The sequence below is a fragment of the Paenibacillus sp. FSL R5-0490 genome, assembly GCF_001956215.1.
Lineage (GTDB): Bacteria > Bacillota > Bacilli > Bacillales > Cytobacillaceae > Cytobacillus.
This window is the reverse complement of the sequence record NZ_MRTQ01000003.1, coordinates 87252-107949: the sequence shown is the minus strand read 5'-3', so window position 1 is coordinate 107949 and position 20698 is coordinate 87252. Positions and strand designations below refer to the sequence as shown.

General features: G+C 38.6%; 27 protein-coding genes. 1 reads left to right on the top strand and 26 read right to left on the bottom strand.

What is annotated here, in order from left to right; translation table 11 throughout:
* Positions 1 to 31: 31 nt before the first annotated feature.
* From BK139_RS03535 to BK139_RS03420, 24 genes are all read right to left on the bottom strand, one after another.
* Positions 32 to 298, bottom strand: coding sequence for a phage holin (locus BK139_RS03535; protein WP_076256814.1), 267 nt, complete (start codon positions 296 to 298; stop codon positions 32 to 34).
* Position 299: 1 nt separating this feature from the next.
* Positions 300 to 575: a hemolysin XhlA family protein gene (locus BK139_RS03530; RefSeq protein WP_076256812.1), complete on the bottom strand. Its 276-nt coding sequence runs from the start codon at positions 573 to 575 to the stop codon at positions 300 to 302.
* 184 nt (positions 576 to 759) lie between these two features.
* Complete coding sequence (locus tag BK139_RS03525) at positions 760 to 1023, bottom strand: hemolysin XhlA family protein (RefSeq protein WP_284522137.1); 264 nt, start codon at positions 1021 to 1023, stop codon at positions 760 to 762.
* A 36-nt stretch (positions 1024 to 1059) separates the two neighbouring features.
* Positions 1060 to 1263: a hypothetical protein gene (locus BK139_RS03520; protein ID WP_076256810.1), complete on the bottom strand. Its 204-nt coding sequence runs from the start codon at positions 1261 to 1263 to the stop codon at positions 1060 to 1062.
* The gene (locus BK139_RS03515) at positions 1260 to 4802 is read right to left on the bottom strand and encodes a phage tail spike protein (RefSeq protein WP_076256807.1); all 3543 of its coding nucleotides are present in this window, start codon (positions 4800 to 4802) and stop codon (positions 1260 to 1262) included. The genes BK139_RS03520 and BK139_RS03515 overlap by 4 nt, the downstream gene beginning before the upstream one ends.
* Positions 4803 to 5549 (bottom strand): distal tail protein Dit, encoded by a 747-nt coding sequence (locus tag BK139_RS03510; RefSeq protein ID WP_076256806.1) that lies wholly within the window; start codon positions 5547 to 5549, stop codon positions 4803 to 4805.
* Entirely contained in the window at positions 5546 to 7885 is a 2340-nt protein-coding gene (locus tag BK139_RS03505; protein ID WP_076256804.1) for a phage tail tape measure protein, read from the bottom strand. Before BK139_RS03505 ends, BK139_RS03510 begins: the two co-directional genes overlap by 4 nt.
* Positions 7886 to 7889: 4 nt before the next feature.
* Entirely contained in the window at positions 7890 to 8492 is a 603-nt protein-coding gene (locus tag BK139_RS03500; RefSeq protein ID WP_076256802.1) for a Gp15 family bacteriophage protein, read from the bottom strand.
* A 5-nt stretch (positions 8493 to 8497) separates the two neighbouring features.
* A complete protein-coding gene (locus BK139_RS03495) occupies positions 8498 to 8881 on the bottom strand; it encodes a hypothetical protein (RefSeq protein ID WP_076256800.1) in 384 nt (127 codons plus the stop codon).
* A 35-nt stretch (positions 8882 to 8916) separates the two neighbouring features.
* The gene (locus tag BK139_RS03490) at positions 8917 to 9369 is read right to left on the bottom strand and encodes a phage tail tube protein (protein WP_076256799.1); all 453 of its coding nucleotides are present in this window, start codon (positions 9367 to 9369) and stop codon (positions 8917 to 8919) included.
* Positions 9370 to 9382: 13 nt separating this feature from the next.
* Complete coding sequence (locus BK139_RS03485) at positions 9383 to 9781, bottom strand: phage tail terminator protein (RefSeq protein WP_076256797.1); 399 nt, start codon at positions 9779 to 9781, stop codon at positions 9383 to 9385.
* A 20-nt stretch (positions 9782 to 9801) separates the two neighbouring features.
* Positions 9802 to 10152, bottom strand: coding sequence for a minor capsid protein (locus BK139_RS03480; RefSeq protein ID WP_076256796.1), 351 nt, complete (start codon positions 10150 to 10152; stop codon positions 9802 to 9804).
* Complete coding sequence (locus tag BK139_RS03475; RefSeq protein ID WP_076256794.1) at positions 10149 to 10487, bottom strand: putative minor capsid protein; 339 nt, start codon at positions 10485 to 10487, stop codon at positions 10149 to 10151. The genes BK139_RS03480 and BK139_RS03475 overlap by 4 nt, the downstream gene beginning before the upstream one ends.
* Positions 10481 to 10855: a head-tail connector protein gene (locus BK139_RS03470; protein WP_076256793.1), complete on the bottom strand. Its 375-nt coding sequence runs from the start codon at positions 10853 to 10855 to the stop codon at positions 10481 to 10483. The genes BK139_RS03475 and BK139_RS03470 overlap by 7 nt, the downstream gene beginning before the upstream one ends.
* A 2-nt stretch (positions 10856 to 10857) precedes the next feature.
* Entirely contained in the window at positions 10858 to 11058 is a 201-nt protein-coding gene (locus BK139_RS03465) for a hypothetical protein (protein WP_076256791.1), read from the bottom strand.
* 17 nt (positions 11059 to 11075) lie between these two features.
* Positions 11076 to 12056, bottom strand: coding sequence for a major capsid protein (locus BK139_RS03460; protein WP_076256789.1), 981 nt, complete (start codon positions 12054 to 12056; stop codon positions 11076 to 11078).
* Between the two features lie 19 nt (positions 12057 to 12075).
* Positions 12076 to 12654, bottom strand: coding sequence for a phage scaffolding protein (locus BK139_RS03455; protein ID WP_076256788.1), 579 nt, complete (start codon positions 12652 to 12654; stop codon positions 12076 to 12078).
* Positions 12655 to 12753: 99 nt separating this feature from the next.
* Complete coding sequence (locus BK139_RS03450) at positions 12754 to 13854, bottom strand: phage minor capsid protein (protein WP_076256786.1); 1101 nt, start codon at positions 13852 to 13854, stop codon at positions 12754 to 12756.
* Positions 13854 to 15356: a phage portal protein gene (locus tag BK139_RS03445; protein WP_076256784.1), complete on the bottom strand. Its 1503-nt coding sequence runs from the start codon at positions 15354 to 15356 to the stop codon at positions 13854 to 13856. Before BK139_RS03445 ends, BK139_RS03450 begins: the two co-directional genes overlap by 1 nt.
* Before the next feature lie 14 nt (positions 15357 to 15370).
* Entirely contained in the window at positions 15371 to 16672 is a 1302-nt protein-coding gene (locus BK139_RS03440; protein ID WP_076256783.1) for a PBSX family phage terminase large subunit, read from the bottom strand.
* Entirely contained in the window at positions 16653 to 17387 is a 735-nt protein-coding gene (gene terS, locus BK139_RS03435) for a phage terminase small subunit (RefSeq protein ID WP_076256781.1), read from the bottom strand. The genes BK139_RS03440 and terS overlap by 20 nt, the downstream gene beginning before the upstream one ends.
* Positions 17388 to 17472: 85 nt before the next feature.
* Entirely contained in the window at positions 17473 to 17685 is a 213-nt protein-coding gene (locus tag BK139_RS03430; RefSeq protein WP_076256780.1) for a hypothetical protein, read from the bottom strand.
* 132 nt (positions 17686 to 17817) lie between these two features.
* Positions 17818 to 18285, bottom strand: a complete 468-nt coding sequence (locus BK139_RS03425; protein ID WP_076256778.1) for a helix-turn-helix transcriptional regulator — start codon at positions 18283 to 18285, stop codon at positions 17818 to 17820.
* Between the two features lie 344 nt (positions 18286 to 18629).
* Entirely contained in the window at positions 18630 to 18812 is a 183-nt protein-coding gene (locus BK139_RS03420) for a DUF3954 domain-containing protein (protein WP_019381531.1), read from the bottom strand.
* 172 nt (positions 18813 to 18984) lie between these two features.
* Here BK139_RS03420 and BK139_RS03415 point away from each other — a divergent pair, with 172 nt between their 5' ends.
* A complete protein-coding gene (locus BK139_RS03415) occupies positions 18985 to 19143 on the top strand; it encodes an aspartyl-phosphate phosphatase Spo0E family protein (protein WP_019381530.1) in 159 nt (52 codons plus the stop codon).
* A 123-nt stretch (positions 19144 to 19266) separates the two neighbouring features.
* Here BK139_RS03415 and BK139_RS03410 read toward each other — a convergent pair whose 3' ends face one another.
* Both BK139_RS03410 and BK139_RS03405 read right to left on the bottom strand, forming a co-directional pair.
* Positions 19267 to 19950 (bottom strand): DUF421 domain-containing protein, encoded by a 684-nt coding sequence (locus BK139_RS03410; protein WP_019381529.1) that lies wholly within the window; start codon positions 19948 to 19950, stop codon positions 19267 to 19269.
* Positions 19951 to 20128: 178 nt separating this feature from the next.
* Positions 20129 to 20512, bottom strand: coding sequence for a CBO0543 family protein (locus BK139_RS03405; RefSeq protein WP_286147815.1), 384 nt, complete (start codon positions 20510 to 20512; stop codon positions 20129 to 20131).
* Between the last annotated feature and the right edge of the window lie 186 nt (positions 20513 to 20698).

Below are 20698 nucleotides of genomic sequence, written 5' to 3'. Positions count from 1 at the left end.
ATGAATAAAAAAAGCCACCCCAAAGGGCAGCTTATTTTGGCCATTGATAGCGTTTAGCTTGTTGGCTATCCTCTATTCCCCTTGTTGTAGGATCATTTAAGGCATTCCACACACTCACCATTATTAGCAGCAAAATATACGGATTAGAAAATGCTCCTACTAGCAAATTAAAAACAGAACCCCACGTAGTGAGGTCCTGTGCGGTTAATCCATAATAACCAAGTATAGGTGCAAAAAATGCTAAAAATAGTTGTGCTAGGAATATTGGATTTTTAAAGCGTACTTTCCAATTTATCAATTTATTGCCCCCCTCTTAAAACATTATAGATAATAGCGATTGCTCCCCCGATAATACCGGTGCAAGTCGCAGTAATAATGGCTCCTGTAATAGTTCTTTTAATCCAGGTTGTATTTTCGTCAATTTTATTTAGCTTTTCATTTATTGAAAAAATTTGTTGATCCTGTCTAGTTGTAATTTTTTCAAGGTTATTCACTCGATTCTCAATATTTCTAAGATCACCTTTTATTTCTGCAATTTCTTTGTCGTATATATTTTCATTAACCGGCTCCTTCAAGATAACCACCCTCCTTATAAGGATATCTTGTGCTTGTCCAGCTACATGGACTTAAGTGGCTAAAATTTATATTCTTTTCCACATTGAGCACTCTATAAGGTAGTAAATGAAAACCTTCTGCATCAAGTAACGGCAACTATCTCCACTTTGCATTAATAGTTCTTTTACAAAGTAATTTATTTCACTAACCTTTAAACACTGTAAAGATAATTGCAATACCGCCGCCAATTATAGCAGTGAAAACGGACATAATAATGGCATTTGTAATTGTTCTTTTTAGCCATTTAGTATCTTCTTTAATTTCCTTTAGGTCACCTTGGATGTTCTGGATTATTTGGTCTTGTAAGAGTGTTTTATCCTGTAGCCGGCGAATATCACCTTTCATTTCTTCAATGTCTTTATTTACAGATGTCTTCCATAAATCCATTGTTTCCGCCTCATTTGTCACTTACAATACCTCCTTTGAAGGTAATAAAAAAAACCCTTAAATCTTAGGTTCTTTTGTACCATTTGCTTCCTTTGATTCAATTAGTTTGTTTTCAAGTTCCTGGACTTTCTGCTGCAATCCTTTATTTTGAGAAACCAAATTATCATGTTGTGCCTTCAAGATAATATTTTCGTATTTTAGTTTTCCAAGTTCACTCTGAAAATAAGAGTCTATAGAAATTGTTTGTTTTTCTTCGCTCATTGAATACCGTTCCTTTCAAGCTTCATTTTTAGTTCTTCAAATTCAGCAAGAGCATTTGATAGTTTTTCGTCCATTTCCTGAACAGCCTTCCATATCATAGAAGACATTTGATATATATCAATACCATCAGGCATTTCTGCCGTGTCCCCTTTAATGACAATGTTTTCAGGCGCTTCATCGGCAATCATCCCCATGAAAATTTTAGAATCATCATAATTAACCATGTTGTAAGTGTATATTGGAGTTGCAAGCACTTTTTCCAACGCCGATTCTTCATAGGGGAGGATATTCCTCTTTAGTCGTCTGTCGGAAGCATTGGATATAATAGCCTGTAAAGTTCCATATGCCCCATCCGAAGAATTTCTTATTTGTATGGTGTCAGAAGAAGAAAGCCATTTTATAATGGCCCTGTTCGCCATTCTTAATCCATCATGCCCACTAAGGCCCATGAACTCAGCTACACCGCCATCAGATGTGTTTATTAAAACCCTTCCGATTGAGTTGGAAATGTTGAGATTGTCATTGTTCAGGCTTCCATATCCAAACCATCCGCTTCTTGCACCACCTGTTTTGAAAAACTCTATATAACAATGGGTAGATCCATAAAGTTGAAGTAAATCTGCATCAGCATCAATCCAAACTTTATCCTTGAAAACGAATTCTCCGCTGTTTATGCTTTTGAATGTGATTCCATCAGGAGTTGAAAGCAAAGTTCTATTGCCGAGATTCCTATCTTTTCTTATATCAAGAAGCAATCCTGTATATTCAGGATCTGTTTCATTCACTTTAGATTTTCCGATTCCCAGCCTGTCTACATGAAGGTACAAAGGCCAACCAGTTGAAGTTCCATCAAGTGAATCTTTAACTCCCACAATATCAGCAGCAATCAAGCCATTATCTATGATCATATCGCCAAATTCATACTTGTATTCATAAGGCAAAAGACTTCCTTTAACACTATAGGTAATGTAATCTTCTCTTAATCTTTCTCTGATGTTTACACCATTTGAATAATCCAGTCTCCCTGATCTAAGAAAAGTAGACCTAACACGAGTGTAATCTCCTGCAGTTTCATATTTATCTTGGCTTATCGAACCGTTAGAAATAATTGTTCTTTCGGTTTGGTTGTCGGGATCATCCACTGTATAATAAATGGCTTGTTCCCCATACATGTATATCCTTCCTCCAAAGAATTCCCCTGCGTTAATGGTAGGTGAATTGATGGAAACGCCCGCTTCAAGTGTTCCTGCAAATTTAACATTTCCGTTTTCATCAACAATGAATTGATCATTGACGTTTAAACCTTCCCAAGCTTTAAGGTTCTTAACTTCAATATCACCTTGAACGATTAAGTTCCCTCTCAGCCTGATTCTTACGTCTGTATCTCTTACATAAAGTTCCGTTCCTGAAGTCGTTGTATAGAAAGACATTTCAAAATGGCTTGGTTTTTTACCTGAATAAGCACCTTCAGGAACCTTCCTTGAAAACTGTACCCTTGTAGGGGTATTGGCGGGAACAGGCTGAAATGTGTGTATCTGAAATGGATCCGTCCAACTTCCCCCGCCTTCAAAATAAACCGTTATTGTGGCAGTTAATGTTGGCGCTGCCCCTGAAGTGTTTTTCGCATAAAGAAGGAAATCAAAAGCTATTTCATCCCCTTCTTCAGGCGCTGGCCTGTTGTATTTGTCAGCTGTTGTATCTTCCATAAGATATATATAACTTTTATACGGCAGCCATTGATACCAATTTTCACCGTCCCCAATATCAAGGAAACCATGACCCATATATCCATAAAGTAATTCTTCAGCTGTTGAAATGTTGGCCCCAAGCTGTGCCCTAACGTCAATTCTTGCAGCGTTTAAAACCCCTGTGTCGATAACGTCAGCATTAACACTTCCGATCTTGGCCCTGCCTATTGAAGCATCAGCCATTTTCGCCCCGTCAATATTGGCATTTAACGCAATGAGATCATTTGTTATCACTTGGGGAGTTATATCTCCTGCAACAATTCTTGCTGTTGTGGCTGTTTTTTGATCAGAAAACGGCCCGGCAGTTCCCGTCCTGTTCATCCCTCTAACCCTAATGTAATATTGCTGATTTGGCTCACCTTCATAAACAAATACGCTTGTCGTCGCCCTGGCTACTAGATTTGATATGTCAGGTGTAAAGTTAGGAACTGTTGAAACGTAAACTTCATACTCTTTCACATAGCTACTTAAATCTGCATCCCATTCAATAATGACCTTTGAAAAGGCTCCTGAAGCAGTTACATTTGGTTTTTGGGGTGTAATATCAGCAAAATCGGTATCATCAATAGGGCCAATTTCTCCGGGATTATCCCAGACCCCGGTTCTTCCATCAACCTTGCTTTCAATATTTTTCAGCCTTGATGCAAGATCAGTAAACAAGGGAAGGAAATTCCCAAGAATTATTTCTGTGTTTTCAGGATTTACTAAATCCCTTTTGATTTCGATTACTCTGGCTTCAACTCTCAATTCAGGTGTAAATTCTTTATCAATGGCAAAAACAGTATCACCCAAGCGAACTTTTTCATGTGAAAGTCCTGTGATTTGCTCCAAGTCTAAAACATTCATTTCATAAGTGATTCTTGGTGTGTTTGTGCTTTGCAGGGCATTCCATGTTTTGTCCAATAAAGCTTCAGGATCTGTTTCTTCCCCATCCTCAAAGACTCCGAATCTGTGAATTTTCTTTCCTGTGTCTGGATCTATTCGCCCAAATTGTTCAAGGGCCACCGGATCCCCAACCCATTGTTGGCCTAAAGGTTTATCAACAGGATCAAGTCCGGAACCGTTCCAAACAACATCTGCAAAAGTTAAACGCCTTGTATATCCTCCCGTTTCTGTCTGTTCGCCATTCCCACGCCCATATAAGGCCGTTTTCAGGTTAGAAGTATCAACAGTTCTTTTAATGGAAACCAGATCTTTTGTGAATTCAAACCGCTTCCCGGTATCAGCTCCCCGCCTTGCAAGAAGATCCACAAAACGCCCTATAATGGCTGAACCGTCAAAGTTTATGCGTTTCTTTAGTTCCCCGCCCCATGTACTGATGATCTTCTGAATTGAAGAAATGGCAGATTCATAGTAAAAATTTGTTGTTCTTAGGCCGAGATCCGCAACAGTTCCTTTTTTGAACCGGCTTTTTGATAGGGCATCAGTCATAGCGCTGTCTGCTGTTCCGTCAACGGTTCGCAAGTCCTCGATAATATCATCATTCATTTCAAAGAAAGCATGTTCAGCATAAGCTTTTGTGACAATTTCAATTCCGTTGTGTTCTTCTTCGATTTTGTAAATCTGGAATAACTGAAAATCTCCATCTTCGTCTTTGAATGTGACAAGATTGTTTTCTTTCACGTGTGCAGCCGCTTCATGATCTGCGGGAACTGAAAACTCAAAAGTATGATCTTTATTTAATTGCTCTGTGTGAATGGCATCAAAAAAAGGGCATTTCTTGCTGTTGTCATTTTGTAACACAGCAAGAAGCCCTTCAGATTGTCCATCCAATATAAAAAGTTTGTTCATTTATAGCCACCTTCTTACATAAACAAGGCTTACTGTACTAACCCCAGCAGGCGTAACAGTTAATGTTGTATCTCCTGGATCCAAAGAGAAAAAATCTGAATTAATATCAAGTGCAGTAATTAAGTTTGTTTTGCCGTTATAAGTAATTGTGCCAACTTGACAATCAATCACAACTTCATCGCCAGCCACAAAATTACGCACAATCCGTAGAAATTCATTAGAATTCTTTTCAATCTTTAATTCAGTAGCTGAAGCTGAAAAATCGACAGTGATTATAGGAAATGCTTCTGCCGTTCCTGTATTATTTATTGTTGCAGAATCGTTTGAAATCGTTGCAGAACTTTCTGTTATGGAATAAGCAAATGGATCCGGGCAAAGGAATTCAATTTCTGCCACCCGCTTTGCAAAGATCCCTTCAAAATCTGTATTTTCGATTACAACCGCATAATATTTCTTATCAGTTTCATCATCAAAAATCAGTTCTTGTGGTCCATTTTTGGGATTCAGCCACGAAGCCAAATCCCTTATTTTTGTTCTGAAATTAAAAAGAGAAGCACCGAAAAGGTTAATTTCAACCGTTATTCTCCGCTCCATAAACCGAAAACCAAAGTAATGAACCCCATTTTTTGATGGCGCTTGTGCCGTTCGGCTTTCAATCTCCGGGAGTGTATCACGACCTTGTATATTCGAGATTCTTATCCCTTTTGATGTTGAATGAATCCCATTAAAGGAAAATCCCCAACTCATGGGCTAACACCCCCTACACGTAAAGACCTGCTTTCTAAGCTTGCCAGTTTTTGAGAAATGCACCTTGCATCATTTTCAGTTCGGACATTAGGCATAATTAGCTGAATGGTTTTATTGACCACTCCTGCTGCAGCACTTGAAGCAGTTTGTGCAGAATGAACTTTCTGCTTGGAAATGTCTAACCTGGCATCTTGCAAAGGTTTCCTTGTGCCGATTGCAACAGTTTCCCCTACTTGGGTAGCTGCTTTCATCAGTTGTTTAGCCCTTGCTAAAAGTCCATCTTCTAAACCTTCCGTAAAGAATGAACCCAATTCAATTGCTACCCTTGAAGGGCTATGAATATCTAAAGCGCTCTGGATCTTGCTTGCAATACTTTTCGCAATGCTTCTGGCAGTGTCCATAAGATCCCCGAATTTGCCCCACAATCCACGAATAAGCCCGCTTATGATGTTTCGCCCTACCGATTCAAGATTGACACCTTGAAGCCATTTTTGCGCTTGATTCCATATGTCAATGATCTTCTGTTTGACTTCATAAAGCTTTTCTTGAATCCCTTGCCTTAAAGCAACAAACTTATCAACGGCAGTTCTGCGAATGACTTCAGCTGTGTTTTGGACAGCATTTTTCGCTTCGTTGAATGAATTTTGCACTTTAGTTTTTATGAAATTGTAAATTTCATTGGTTTTTTCCTTCAGGGATTGCCATTTTCCAGAAACATAGCTTCGTATATTCTCAGCTGCATTGCTTGCAGTGTTTTTCATGCCCTGCCAAGTATTGGAGAAAAATGTTTTTATACCATTCCATGTATTTTCTGTTACTGTTTTGGCAGCTTTCCAAGTTTTATCTATGAAATCAGATATGAACTTTAGGGATTGCTCAAATAAAATCTTGGTTAAACTCCACATGTTAGAAAGGAAGTTTTTTACCTGGCCCCATTTTTCAGTCGTCCATTTGCTTATGGAATCCCAATTTTCATAGATTAAGAGTGCTAAAGCTACAACAATTCCCGAAATGATACCAACAGGGCCTGTGAGTGCAAGCATTGCAGTTCTGATTAATGGGAATATCGCCTTTACTTTAGATAACCATTGCCACGCTGTTGTTAGTGGACCAATCATTGCCCCTAATACGGTTAGAAACGGCCCTATTGCAGCCGCTATTAGTCCAATTCCAACAGTTATTGCCTGCATAACAGGATCCATTTTTGCAAAGGCATCAGAAACAAATTGGATTGCTTGGGAGACATACGGGAGAACTGCCATGGCAAAGTCTAAAAGAACTTTCCCTAAAGGCTCCAGGGCAATCAAAGCTTCCCTTGTGAATTGCTTCCACTTGGTTCCAAAGGATTCTTCAGTTACCCGGTTCATTTCATCCATGGAACCTTTGACTCCTTTGACCCCTCCATCAATATTTCCAAGGGCATACATGGCATCAGCTTCAAGATCTTCCCACTTGGTCCCGTATAGACCAACACCGATTTCATTAGCTTTAACCTGATCATCCATTCCTTTTAATTCCGCTATGACCGCATTGTGAACATCTTTAACCGTACCCTTACCTGCTAAGAAATCTTTCCATACCTTCTTTGTACTTTTGGACATTTGACCCATAGCATCAGAAGTTGATTTGGATCCGTCTTTAATTTTGATTTGAAATTCCTTCATTGCATCATTGATGTAATCGAGGTTATACACTCCGGCTTTACTGCCTTGTTCTAACAGCTGAAAGTATTCAGAAGCAGAAAAACCCATTTCAGCAAACAAAGGCGCATATTCGCTGAGATTATCAAACATTTCATTAGAGAAGTTCAGTCCGTTCTGCGCCCCATGTGCCATGAGATCAAATGCCTCTTCTGCAGAAATTCCAAACCCTTTTATAAGGTTTCCTCCAGCCCTTGTAACCTCATTTACATCTGCATCAAAGGTTTGGGCCAAGTTCATGGCTGATTTTGTTACGGTTTCAAGTTCTTCTTGATCCAATCCCTTGATATTTTGCCGGGTTTGAATCAAGGCGTTTGAAACATCTTCAAGGCTTTCACCGAATCCCGCTGTATAAATGTTTTTGGCTGTTTTGGTTAGTCTTTCAGCCTCTCCTTTGGTAAGTCCCAAACTATTTCTTATTTTCGCTTGTGCATCACTAACGGAAGTTGCAGCAGCAATCCCAGCAGCTCCCATTGCAGTAAGAGGAACCGTTACGGCCTTGGACATGGTTTCCCCAATGGATCCCATTCTGTCAGCTACATCTTGTACCCGGTTTTCAATCTGCTGAAGCCCTGACTCCACGTTATTTGTGTTTATTTCTGTATTGATGACAATGCGCCCATCACTCGAAGCCATGTTTTCACCTACCCTTTTTGTAGGATTTCTTTAACGCGTTACCTATCGCTGTTAAAGTTGCATCAGCTTCTTCAAGGGAAGGCCATTCATTTTTGAGCCTATAAATCCGCTTCAATTCAATAATCCTGTTCCGTTCTTGCTGGTTGTATTTAGTAGGTGCAGGGATTTTCTGCGCTCTAATTGCCACAACCTCTTTAAATTTCGTATTATCAGATAAGCTATCTAATAATGCCAAAAACTTCTGCCAATGCAGTTTGCCTTGCATTTCAAAAAGGTCAATCTTGTAATCTTGGAGGAACGAAGCATAAATAAAGGCAGTATCTTGTTCAAAATCAAAATAGCTTTTTCCACCGTTTTCAGGTTTCTTAGGAAATAGGATTTCGTCAAAAAGAAAGCCTATCAATTGGCTTATCTCGAAAATAGAGAGTTCCAATTCATAGGCATTTTTCACAAGCATTTCAAATAGAATATCAAGCTTTTCTATTTCATCAAACGTTTCATCAGATAGGAGTTCAGAAACCCGTAGAACATTATCAAAGGCAAGATTTAGCTTAATTATTTGGCCTTGAAATTCTGTTTCATCTATAAATCTTTCCGTAAGTTTCATAAGCTTTATTTCCCTGTGTAATAGGCTTTTTCTCTCTTTTTAAAGGCCTGCATTCTCTTTCCGACTACTTCCATCAGCTGCATGATAATATCAGCCATAACAAGCAATGAATTCCCAGTATCTTTATAGACCTTTTCAAAGGATCCTTCACCCAAAAGAAGTTCCACAACGCTAAACATAATTTCGTAATTCTCTTTTTCCGCTGACTTTTGTTCTTTATCCGTCATTTTGGAATAATCCCTTTCGCTCATTTTCACGGATTCTTTACGGAACTTTCTAAAGACCTTGTCATATTCCCTCAATTTCGCATCATTGAGATACATTCTATAAATCTTGTCTGCAATCTTAACTTCTTCATAAGTTTTTTGAACATCAATTTTGATTGCCATTGTTTTGCTCCCCTTTGTCAGGTAGGTTTGATTAATTAAGCACCTGTTGTTGGTGGCGTGTAAGTTGGTTTTCCATTGAAATGCACCTCAAAGCTGAATGTACTTTTTTCATTAGCAGCTCCTGAACCTGCAACTATATTTGCAATAGTTGCCCAACCTTCAAATGATCCCCCGTCAGGTTCAGTCCAACGGAAATTAGTTTTTCGTGCTTCCCCCATTTCAATTTGAAGGCCAGCAATAAAATCTTGAGCAGCATCACCATATTTTCTGTGGCCCTCAAAGGCAATTACTAATTGTGCACTTGTTACATCAGAAGAACCGAACCCATCACCATCAAAATAAGGAGTTTGATCAATTTCCTCATTCCATTGTGGATCGAATGTGTTGATACCAGCTGCAACCCGCTCATAAGTTGAAGCAGTTCCGCTTATATCCTGTGCTGTATCAATTTCAAATTTGTGTGCTGAATTGAGTTCAAAACCCGCCATTCATAATCCCCCCCTAATTTTTAGTTATAGTGGCATTAAATAATGCTGAATAGATATAACTGCCCCGGCTGTCTTTCTCAACCAAAATAGGCATTGTATAAATCTCTGACTTAATAAATTGATAGGATCCTTCAGCAGAAGTAACCGCATTCGGTCCCAATTCATCAAGGTAAATGGTTAATTGATTCATAGTATCGATGGCTTGGCCTTGATTTTGATGTTTAACAAGGATTTGAAAGGCTATGATCCAATCCCTTGAATCGTCCAAATATCGCTCCAAAGGTGCAGCTGGCGTTCTTCTGATTGTGATAGCATTTAAATCCTCTGGCAGAACATCAACTGACAGAGAGTCAAATAAAGAAAAGTTTTCTTCCAAGTGATTTGCCATGTCATCAATAAAATCTGAAGGCATTGGGAAAAATCATCCCTTTCTTACAAGTGCCGATTAATGGCCTGTTGTGTCATGCGCACCCAATCACTAAGGAACCTGGCTTTTGCAGCTTCAAACCATAGCCCTTGTGCATTTGGGTTTGCATCTTTGGAGAAGTTATATTGCGGGTTGTAATAAAGCTTTCTGGCATATGGTTGATCCCAAATAATCTTTCCATTTCCGATTTGTGAAGCCCGAATCCCTGAACGTTCAAGTTCCCCGGTATCTTTGGGAATGAAATAGTTTGAACCCTTCAAAACTTCCTGATCCAGCTGTGTCTGTCCAGCATCTACCGCTTCTTCAACCCGTTGTTGGATATTCCCCAATTCCAAATTCACGCTGAAACTGATCATATTAACTCCACCTCATAATGATGAAGGGTGTCGGTATACAGAGGATTAACCCGCTGAACTTGCATCGGTACGCCCTGGAATGTCACCTTTGATTTTTCCTTGAATTCAAATATGCCAGAGGAACTTGAATTATTTTGGTCAAAGAATAATAGGGCTTTTACACTTTTGCTTTCTGTATCTCCTGCCCGGCTAAAGCTTTTTTCAAAGTTGATCCTGATGTTTTTTAGGGTGACGGCAGGCAAATAAGTTTCACCATACCGCCCATTCTCTTCAAACTGTTCATAAGTAGCTTCATGGATTAATAGATTCCGGGGAATCGGCCTTATTCTTAGCATCTAACCTCAACTCCCATGTACAGCAATCCCGTTGGCCTTAAAAAACTGCGGGCCATTTCAGAAACTACTTTCACACCGGATCCTTTGGTATAAATAAAGCCCCCTACACTAACTGAAGAAGGGGAACCGCCATGAACTGACAATTCCCCACCTTCTGAATACATAAATTCAATTTGGGCTGCAACCGCCTTTTTAACATTGTTTCTAATTAGTTCTGGCTTATGTGAAAGGTCTACTCTGACTAACCGATAATTTGTTATCATATCAACGACATCTGAAGCCCTTTCTTCAAGCATTGTGAAGGTTTCAGCATCCATGGGAGTACCTTTGTACACATCATTATAAAAAGCCTGATCAATATAAGGCATGACTACTCATCCTTCTTACCTTCAGGCTTTTTAGCTTGACCTTGGTTCTTCTTTTTAGGCTCTTTAGATTCCTCAACTGTATAACCTTTATTCTTAAACCACTCGACCAACCATTTATTATCGGTTTCAGCCTCTCCATTAACAAATTGAAGGGATGCGCTATTCCCATTGTAATTAGGGTTAGGGCTTTTAATTTTAACCATATAAAAAGCTCCCTTCTTTATTGAACTTTAATATTTCGGAGAACACCGGCTTTTCGGGTAGCTTTAAGGGCTACAGCAGCCACCATTTCAACCTCGCCTGTCTTAACCGCTCCTGGAGAGTTGAAATCAGGCAAGAAAGTACGAATTACTTTATTACCGGTAGGTGATACACCATGAAATCCATCCATTCCAAGGGAAACAGCATAAAGATCTGTTAATCCTGTTTGCTCGGTACCAACCGTACGATTAATGATTGGAACAACTGGAATTGTTGAAGTACCGTCATAGAAATACTCAAGATCAACCAGTGGGATTCCATCATACCCTGTTACTGTGCGTCCAAAGCCATCCTCAGATTTTGTAGCATAACCAGCCCGGCGGGCAACCGATTTGATTTTGGTGATTAATTTACTGTTCCCCATCAGCATCGTTGGCCGGCCATCTAGTTCCGCTAAGAAATTATCGATTTCATCCAACAAAGCAAACTTCTTACTTTCTAATCCTGCTTCATCTGAGATATCAATTACAGAATCAGTGTTTAATTCTGTATTAGAACCAGTAAGCGCCTTGTCTAACCCATCAAACGCTTTGGAATCGACAGCTGAATCTCCATTAATTACAGTGTAATGAAACAGATTGGCAGCACCTTTAATCTTTTGCTGCATTTGAAAATTCATTTCGTTGATTTGACCACTAGTATCTTGAATTACACGGTCAATTTTAAACGCTCCACCAAATATTTTAAGATTCACATATTGGTTTTCGCGGTCTGCTTCATTTGCTGTGTATTCGCTATTAATTTCACGGAAACCAGCAGTTGAAGGAGTTTTTAAACGGGTGTAACCGTATGTTAAAGTTGATCCACCTGTACCAGGTGAAACAGCATTATCGAATGTTAGCTGATCTAATAGGAAGGAAGCACGACGAAATTCATCGATAACCTGCTGGTCAATATGGTCTGCCATTCCAACCTTTGCTTGCTCTAAAGTAATTGGCATGAGCAATCATCTCCTAATCTTAATTATTGGTTGTTGAAAACCTTTGATTTAGTGCATCTAAAAGAGTGCTAGGCTCACCACCTGAAGTGGTTTGGTGTTGTCCTTGAGAGAATGTTGGCTTACTTACCTGCTGCTCTGTTTCAAATAAATAAGCATCGCTTTTCTGCAATGCTTTCAACTGATCTTCCAAGCCAAGGAGCTTATCTCCATCAAGCTTGATAGAATCCTTATTTAAAAGAGCTTCAACTGCTTTAGGGTTCTTGGCCTTTGCACCCGTTAATGCCGTTTTAAGGGCAAAATTAAAAGCCTGATCTTGGATCTTGGCTTCATAGTCTTGAACAGTCTTTTTATTTAAGTCGGTAAGTTCTTGAATCTTGGCTGTTAATTCCTCATTGCCTGTAGCTTTGGCTTTAAGATCTTCAAGCTGAGAGTCGCGATCTTTTAGCTGTTTTTTAAGATCCTTTGCGTTATCAAGGGCATCATCAAACTTGCTTTTCGGGATCCAATTTCCATCAGAAACAATCGCAATCTTATTATCTCCCACTTTTTCCATGACTTGCTTATAAAGTTCTTCACCAAGTAATTCTTTTAAATCCATCTATATTAATCTCCTTTTTAATGTTTTTTAACGTGTCACACCTCACGCAAAAGGTTCCGTTTCTTTATGGCGTCTAACCTTTAAAAAGACGCACTACTATTAATAAGCCTTTTCTCGCTCATACCGCCTTGTTCGGCCAGTATCGTCAATAAAATCTCTCATGTTAGCTTGTCGCTGCCGTACTTTCTTTTTAGCAGCATCAATGGCTTCAGATTCACCCAGGGCTTCAGCAACGGCTAATTGTCTTTTAGCTTTCCTGATTTCCCTTTCTAAGTGCCTCTGTTTCTGGCTTTCCTCGTAGGCCTTCCTGTTTTCTGCAGCTGGGTAAGGCCTATAGACACGCTTTGAAAAACCTTCAATAAAGGGATAAAAAACATGCCGGCAATTAATCCCCCTAAGTCCATCGGGTTCGCCATAGCTAGTAGATGAAAGAGGAGGGTATTTATTACTGCTCCCTGATCTTGAAAAGATTTTCCCCTGGTACTTTGCACATTTTGGCCTTGCTCCTATATGGGAACTGACTTCAACCAAATCTGCGCCGTATTCTTCCATTCGAGCAAATTGCATTTCATTGGCAACACTGTTTGACATTGACCTTGTAACCATAGATACATAGGCTTCCGTTGACATTTTGGCCCCATCTTTTCGAATAAGAGCAGGAACTCCGTGTTCTGCCCATCTTGCAGCTGTCTCTGCCAGCGCTTGTCTTGGTGTTTTTGTGCCGGCCAAGACCTTTCCTGTTGTTTCATTCAAGATATTTAAATATATTTGCTGAGACTGATTTAACATAGTTGTATTGATCAGGTTGAAAGATTCCCTTGCTTGCCTTTGAAAAGACACTAATACCGCTTCAAGAACAGGGCTTTCTTTAGGTAAAGGAGGTTGCAGCAAGATTCCTTGAGCAACAGCTTCTATCAGTTCCATTTCTGAATCAGTGACAGCCTCATATCCAGCTTCCTCAAGCATAGCTGTTACAGTTTCTACCGAAAGTTCCGCGTATTTTGCTATGGTTATAATATTTTGCTGTGTTAATTTTCCTAATTGTCCAAGCTTCTCGGTTTGCCACCTTTCTACATCTTCTTCCAGCAGGCTTTTTCCTTGTTTCAGGATCTTGGCTATGTTTAAAAGGATTTCTTCCTCAATAGATAGAAAGACTTCGATAACAGGCATTGTTAATTGCTGCTGCCTTAGTGGTTCCATTAGGTCCCTCCCTGGTCTTGTCTATCTTTGTTAAGACCAAAGAAATCAATTGCTTCAGCCGTTGCTGTTTCATTTTCTTCTGCAATTTCCTTCAGTAATTGCTCAGCTTCTTCTTCTGAAAAACCATGGATCTTCATAATCGCCTTTTTCTTAGAAGTCAGTTGATTGGTAACCAGCTGAACCTGCTTTGCAATCTCTGCGTTTTGGTCTTCTGCTATAGAATCATCAAAAGCAACTGTGACTTCATATTCTCCTTCTGGCCGAGAAAATAACTGATATAACTCAGCGACCTGAATGATACATTCGACTAGTTCCTGAATGCCTGCTTCAATGAGGTTTTCATGACTTTGCTTCGTACGGAAAGTCTTAGAGTTTTCCGAAACAACCTCTGTTGCTGTCTTAACTCCCTGGCCATCAAAAGTGAATGCACCTGAAGAGAAGCCTATTTGCATTGCCAAGACATTGAGCAAGGAATTGATAGCTGAAATATGTTCCTCTACTCGAAGTGTTGCTGAAATGTCTGCTATTTTATTGGCATCCATATCGCCAAGAGCCATTGCCTGGTAAACTTCATCTTCGGCATCAAAATAACGGTGCATCTGACCAGTTAGTGGGTCAATAACGGTTTGAATAGCTGTATCCGGTACTAAGATCCTCTTTTTCCCAAGCTTGAATTCCCGTTGATAGGAGTCAAAAGCGATATCCAAGGAGTGCAGCGTATCAAGTGCATTAGCGAAAATCGAAATACCTAATGGACTTGTAGTATCCAAGTTATTGGCTATGTTTGGCTTAAAGTAGACAAAACCCGGTCGCTTGTAATTGGATATCCTAATCTCCTCTTCAAGATTCGGGAAAAATTGCTTCAGTGGAACCTTAACCCCTAATTCCTCACCTGGATTATTTTCATAGACTTCATTCCGGATTAGATAGGTCTCCCCATCCCACAGGTGCCATTCCAGGTGAGTGTATTTCTTTCCTTTCTTAGAGAATTCATTTATGAAAACAGCCTCTCGAATGGTGTTATGGTCCCAGCTAATCGGGATAAAACAATCAGCTGTTACATAGGAGAGCTTTAATTTTCCATCCTCTACATAAGGCTTGATCACCATGCCACCCATAGCAAACTGGTATTCTAAGTAATCCTGAAATTTCTTAACGAAATTATTATTCTTAAAGACATCATGAATGTTCTCAGACAAAGTCTTGTCTGAAATATTTATCTCGCAGCGCTCATTAAAGATTAATGTGGCTAGCTCCTGTGAAACCACCTTTGGCATGTTCAAGGAAGCCATACGGCGTTTTTTCTGCCCAGAAATCGTTGTATATTTGATATCATGCCATTCGCTAAAATACCCTTTATAGAGAGCTTTCCAATTCCCAATATCTTTGTAGAAATCCTCATTAATCTGGATATCCTTGTGATCAGCCAGCTTCTGAATACCTTTAATTAATCCCATTCTGTACATCACCTGCCTTATGCGGGCCAGCATGTTTTTAAACATCGGTTGTCACCGCCTTAATATTTCAATCCAAGCTTCCTCAAATTATCCTGAACATAATATTGGAATGCATCGCAGGTATGATCATCAATCTTTATAACCTTCGGATCATCGCTCTGTAAGGTATCAGCATCCCATTGGTATTTTTTATGTTCAGTCAGGAAAATCTCATTGGCTGCTGTTTTAAGCACAAAAAAACGCCCCTGAGCTAATAAGTCCTGGACGTTGTCGATCATATCTATTTTCTTTTTCTTAACTACCGGATGAAGACGTATTCCATAATCTTTAAAGAATTGGTTCCGCAAAGCTCCCTCTGCAGAATCGATGGTTTGCTGATCAAAGTGCCGATGATAGGTTTGCTGGATTTTATCCATCCATTCTCTTAAATCCTTTGACAGCTCGCTCGGAGCCTTTTTTACGACTTTATTTTCCGGGCTATAGTAAAAGGTATCAAGTAGAATTACATTCCGTTTTTTCGTAAATCCGAAGGCCAAGAATGTGGTCGCAGAAACTTGGTGCCCTGTATCAATGGCAATATCGATAAGAACAATATCGTCATCTTTCGGCAGCTCATCGATCTCTTTAAAATGAGCCATATTGTACACCATGTCACCAAGACCAATAACCTCACCGGCATACATCCAACGCCAGTAATCCTCATCATTCTCTTTGTACTTCTCAATCTTCCGGATCATCTGCTCGGATAAAAACCCTTTTTTATCATCAAGGTACGTTGAATGATGAATGAAATAATCATCATCCCTGGCCTTAGTTTCTAACCACTCATTAATCCAACTATAAGGATTTCTGGGAGGGTTGTATGAGAAATATACCTTAACCTCTTTGCCTTCAATCTCCTGCCGGATAAAGGTATCTTCTACAATATCAATATCTTCCACACCTGCAAATTCAGCAGCTTCCTCAAACCAGAGGGCCATGACATACCCTTTTGCTATTTTGGCCGACTTAATCTTCATTGGATCGTCAACGCCATAAAAATAAAAGGCTGTATTGGTGGCCTTATGACGAATTATGAGGGGAGACTTTCCGAAATAGAACTCATCCTCAACACCAAGCATGTAAATGGCCCATTTAATCTGCTCATAAATAGAGGTAGAAAGATATTTTCCTACTTTCCTTAAACAAACGACATTGCCCTGGTCATCTTCCAAAAAATCAACCACAAGCTTAAGACTAATCACTGAGGATTTCATTGAGGAACGGCCGCCTTTTGCGACTATATGAGACTGTTCAGCAAGCCAGAGGGAATAGAAATTGACGTTCATTAGATCCATGACATTAATTGTGTTGACTGTCATTTTCTAACGCCTTCCTCATTGCTTCTTTGTCATTAACAATAACGACCTTGCTGGCATCTCCACCCTCTTGTTTGATTTCAGCTTTAGTTTTCTCAATATTAGCCCTCATAAGTTCAAGTTTCATCCTGCGCTCATCATGAATGTGTGCCATCTCATCAAATTGCTTAATAAGGGAACGCAGCTCACCCATAGCCCTGGACTGAGCATTTAAAAAGTTAGCATGCTTATCCCAAGCGAATTGATATTCCCATTCTCTTTCCTCGCCAAAATTTGAGTCCTTTTTCTTTTTTAAGACCTTAGTTATATCGTCTTTGTTTTCAACAAACATGATTTTCTGTGCACGAATAATAGCAGCATATTGAATCTGTATTTGATCCCAGATTAAATCAGCTGGGGAATGCTCCTGCAAATGGTTCATGATTTCTAATGATTCATCTGGAAGGAACTTAGAAAACAATCCATGAGTAACTGCATTTGAGTTTCCTTTTGGTGCAGCTCCTCCTCTGTTGCCTTTTGCATTGATATTTCCTTTTGGAGCACCTCGCTTTTTTGTGTGCACACCTTTTTCTTTTGGTGCACCCCTTTCACGTTTCCAGCCATATCTCTTTTTCCACGACTTGACAGTATTCAGTGACACCTGATATTTCTCAGCAATGTCTTTGTACTTCATGCCTTTGACGTAATCTTTTTCAGCTTGAACATATTTCTCAGCCATGCTACATCACCCGCCACCTCCTGGTATTTGTGTTTGTTTTGAATAAAGAAAAAAAGCACCCCGAAGGATGCTATATTTACCACGATTACAAGCCACTAACTGCAGAGGCTCTTGCAGGTTTTGCAAAGCTTATTCTTGTCACAAGGTTCATGTTGATTGCAGTCTCTGCTTTACTATCAATGTACCAACCAGAATGACTGGTTAACTTGTTAAGCAATTGTTCTGCAGATTCCCCTTCTATTTCTAAAGTTTTAGAATTCTCATGGTCGAAGCTAAATCTTACTTTGAATTTTTTCATCTATTACACCCCCCTTTACACCACTATTCGACAAAAGGAGATATTTTCCTGTAAATAATTCACTTGAATATGTATCATCGAACAAATATAGAGGAAGCAGCTTATTACCGCCTCCCCGTCCTGCCTTCAAGTCTAGCAAGCAGATTTATGTTTTAGCAACTTCGTATCATTTGTACCATTTTTAACATTTGGAACACATTCACTCATTTTCTTAACAATAGAATCTTTAATACGTCCGATGTGGGTATGTGACAGCCCCATATGCATAGCAATCCAACGATAACTTTTCCCCTCAAGCAGCCAATGAAGAACCTCGATCTCCCTATCATCCGTAATAAGATGCATCCGATCCTGAATAACAGAAATCTTTTCTTCGTACTTATGAATAACTGAAAATCGCTTCTCCCTGCGTACACACTCTCTATAAACAGGGTCGCTTGTGGTGCCTTGAACTTTTGGCATCCCAGCTGCATCTCCATATTGAGCAGTGAGCCCTTCTCCTGCACCTTTCATTGAGTCCCTGAGTATCTTAATTGAGTTTATCATCCAATGATAGTCCTTAAGAATGGATTCTATTTGTTTGCTGGCAGCTTCTTTCATTAAAAACACTCCTTTGGATAAAATAAAAATGGACACCAAACAACGCTTAATACGCCATTCAGTGCCCCTGGTTGTTCCAGTAGACTTATTTTGTTTTTTTATGAATTTTTTATTGAGCAATTAAAAATAATAAATCTAATAAATACAAAGGAGATGAACAGCTATGACATACCACAAAATGATTCGAAGTGTCCTTGGTGTTGATGTACGCCCCCGTTCCAGCAATGAACTAGATAATACTTTCACACACGATCCCTTTGCAAACCCAATAATACATAAACAAATAAACGGTACTGAAATTGTGCCAATTAATCTTAGAAAGTTATGGGGTAAATAAATTGTACCTATAACTTGATCGAATAATTCAATTCATAATGAGAAGGCTTCCCTGATTGCCAGGAAATCACTTGTTTACCATACCCTTTTGGCGGGGTATCGGCTAATACTAGATGGCCGTCTTTTACGATATACACTGCATTTTTCATTAAATCGATTTCAGCTGTCATTTTTTCTATATTGGTTTTCACCAGGAACCCCTCCCATGTGTTAAAATTATATTAGGTCGGCCGGGAGAAATCCTGGCTTTTTCTTATTACTAATTTTTGTCGTTTTTTGACAAGTTTTGTCGAAATCATTTAATGTTTTTCCTTTATCTGTAATAATGGTTCCTGGACTTTTATTATTTAAAGGAGCAAAATAATGTGTCGTTTCTGCCGAGAGCTTAGAAAAAAGATTAAATTTTATAGAAAAGTGCTTTTGGAAACCGGATTAAGAAAAGGGTTAGATGACCCTGAAACTATAAGAAACAGTCAATCTCTTGATAAATTAATTTTCAAGTATCAATCAAAATGCAGATAACATTTTAAATTTCAAATAAGAGTCGAGATACAAATTCTCTGTTTCATTTTTTATAAAAACACTAATTAATATTTAAAATCCAAATGGCCATTCACAAACATATGCTAATATCCTAATAGAATTTTAAAATGGACTAATATGAATTCCTTCATTCTCTCGCCAATCTGCGTAGAGTATACGTTTAACATTATCATAGCCATTGGTAGTTAATTGATTATCTAACCACTGTTGATCAAATCCGAGTTCATGTAAATTATCCCTTAATACTTCCCCATCTATAATTAACGCTGTTGGGAGGTATACTGAACTTTCTAGAAGACTGAGATCTTGCTTGTCTGGTTTTTGATACTTCGATTGTAATAATATACTTATTTGCCCATTAGCTTCCAATATACCGTATTTGACTTCGCGAACAGAAAAAACCTGATTTTGTCGAAGTATACTTAATACTTGATTTACATCCAATTTGTTCTTTTTAAGTAACTTTCTATCCATTACACCATCCCGAATAATGATGTTAGGATCGCCCAATAAGAGAGAACGTGTCGATTTATTTTTTAGAGTCAAGAACTCTATCCCCAACATGAGAAGCGTCCACAATCCGATGGCATATAAAAAGTGAAAAATCCCTACCTTATTTTCATAAATGGTATTTCCTAAAAAATCTCCAAGTACTAACACAAAAACTAAGTGAAACGGGGTTAACTGATAGATGGATGTTCTGCCTGTTATGATAATGATAAAAAATAAAGTTGCAAAACCAACGATGACTTTGATCGTCAGTAAACCAATATTAACTTCTTCCAAAGTTTTTTCCTCCAATTTAAATTTTACTTAGTTGTAAGATCTTGAGGTTTAGATAAAGAGGCTAGTTTTAGTATTAAAGCTCGAGTTACAATTCCAACAATGATGTAATATATGAATGAATATCTGTATCTCCACTCTAAATAATTAACAAGTTTGACCCACTCGCAAAAGGGTTCACCTATATAGGCATCCATGTTCTAAAATATTGATATAACAACATGTAAGCTACAGGTACCATTGAAAAATCAAAAGGAAAGGCCCGAGGAATAAAAGGTAGGAATGCAATGGGGTAATCCCAAAAACTATATTGTGCACCAACTACATCTAATAAGGTTGTTGTCAAGATAATTATGGTACCAAATAACAAAATTTCTAAAATATTGTCTCGTTTAACAAGTTTAGCCCATATAACCCAAGGCACAACTAAAAAAACGACTAGTATCCACCATTCCCAAGTTAAAAACTCATTTTTTAGCCAACCATTTAATTCTAAATGATACAGCTTATCTTCTAATAAACGTATTTCATTAAGATTTTCAAATATATTATCTATTGATATCACCCCTATATTTAAATTAAAAGGTAACAGATATTTTTGAATTCAAACTCTTTGAACTGCCTTTTTAGTATTACCGTTTTTTAGTAATGAATTCCATCGTAAATAAGAAAAAAACCCATGTTGAAAGTTCTTCTAACACGGGTTTTCGACTTTTTTCAAATGATAAAAACAATGAAATTTTTTAAATCT

Coding starts and splice junctions, on each gene's coding strand:
- BK139_RS03520 (WP_076256810.1), bottom strand. CDS start 1,263: ATGAGCGAAGAAAAACAAACAATTTCTATAGACTCTTATTTTCAGAGT.
- BK139_RS03515 (WP_076256807.1), bottom strand. CDS start 4,802: ATGAACAAACTTTTTATATTGGATGGACAATCTGAAGGGCTTCTTGCT.
- BK139_RS03510 (WP_076256806.1), bottom strand. CDS start 5,549: ATGAGTTGGGGATTTTCCTTTAATGGGATTCATTCAACATCAAAAGGG.
- BK139_RS03505 (WP_076256804.1), bottom strand. CDS start 7,885: ATGGCTTCGAGTGATGGGCGCATTGTCATCAATACAGAAATAAACACA.
- BK139_RS03500 (WP_076256802.1), bottom strand. CDS start 8,492: ATGAAACTTACGGAAAGATTTATAGATGAAACAGAATTTCAAGGCCAA.
- BK139_RS03495 (WP_076256800.1), bottom strand. CDS start 8,881: ATGGCAATCAAAATTGATGTTCAAAAAACTTATGAAGAAGTTAAGATT.
- BK139_RS03490 (WP_076256799.1), bottom strand. CDS start 9,369: ATGGCGGGTTTTGAACTCAATTCAGCACACAAATTTGAAATTGATACA.
- BK139_RS03485 (WP_076256797.1), bottom strand. CDS start 9,781: ATGCCTTCAGATTTTATTGATGACATGGCAAATCACTTGGAAGAAAAC.
- BK139_RS03480 (WP_076256796.1), bottom strand. CDS start 10,152: ATGATCAGTTTCAGCGTGAATTTGGAATTGGGGAATATCCAACAACGG.
- BK139_RS03475 (WP_076256794.1), bottom strand. CDS start 10,487: ATGCTAAGAATAAGGCCGATTCCCCGGAATCTATTAATCCATGAAGCT.
- BK139_RS03470 (WP_076256793.1), bottom strand. CDS start 10,855: ATGCCTTATATTGATCAGGCTTTTTATAATGATGTGTACAAAGGTACT.
- BK139_RS03465 (WP_076256791.1), bottom strand. CDS start 11,058: ATGGTTAAAATTAAAAGCCCTAACCCTAATTACAATGGGAATAGCGCA.
- BK139_RS03460 (WP_076256789.1), bottom strand. CDS start 12,056: ATGCCAATTACTTTAGAGCAAGCAAAGGTTGGAATGGCAGACCATATT.
- BK139_RS03455 (WP_076256788.1), bottom strand. CDS start 12,654: ATGGATTTAAAAGAATTACTTGGTGAAGAACTTTATAAGCAAGTCATG.
- BK139_RS03450 (WP_076256786.1), bottom strand. CDS start 13,854: ATGGAACCACTAAGGCAGCAGCAATTAACAATGCCTGTTATCGAAGTC.
- BK139_RS03445 (WP_076256784.1), bottom strand. CDS start 15,356: ATGTTTAAAAACATGCTGGCCCGCATAAGGCAGGTGATGTACAGAATG.
- BK139_RS03440 (WP_076256783.1), bottom strand. CDS start 16,672: ATGACAGTCAACACAATTAATGTCATGGATCTAATGAACGTCAATTTC.
- terS (WP_076256781.1), bottom strand. CDS start 17,387: ATGGCTGAGAAATATGTTCAAGCTGAAAAAGATTACGTCAAAGGCATG.
- BK139_RS03430 (WP_076256780.1), bottom strand. CDS start 17,685: ATGAAAAAATTCAAAGTAAGATTTAGCTTCGACCATGAGAATTCTAAA.
- BK139_RS03425 (WP_076256778.1), bottom strand. CDS start 18,285: ATGAAAGAAGCTGCCAGCAAACAAATAGAATCCATTCTTAAGGACTAT.
- BK139_RS03415 (WP_019381530.1), top strand. CDS start 18,985: ATGTGTCGTTTCTGCCGAGAGCTTAGAAAAAAGATTAAATTTTATAGA.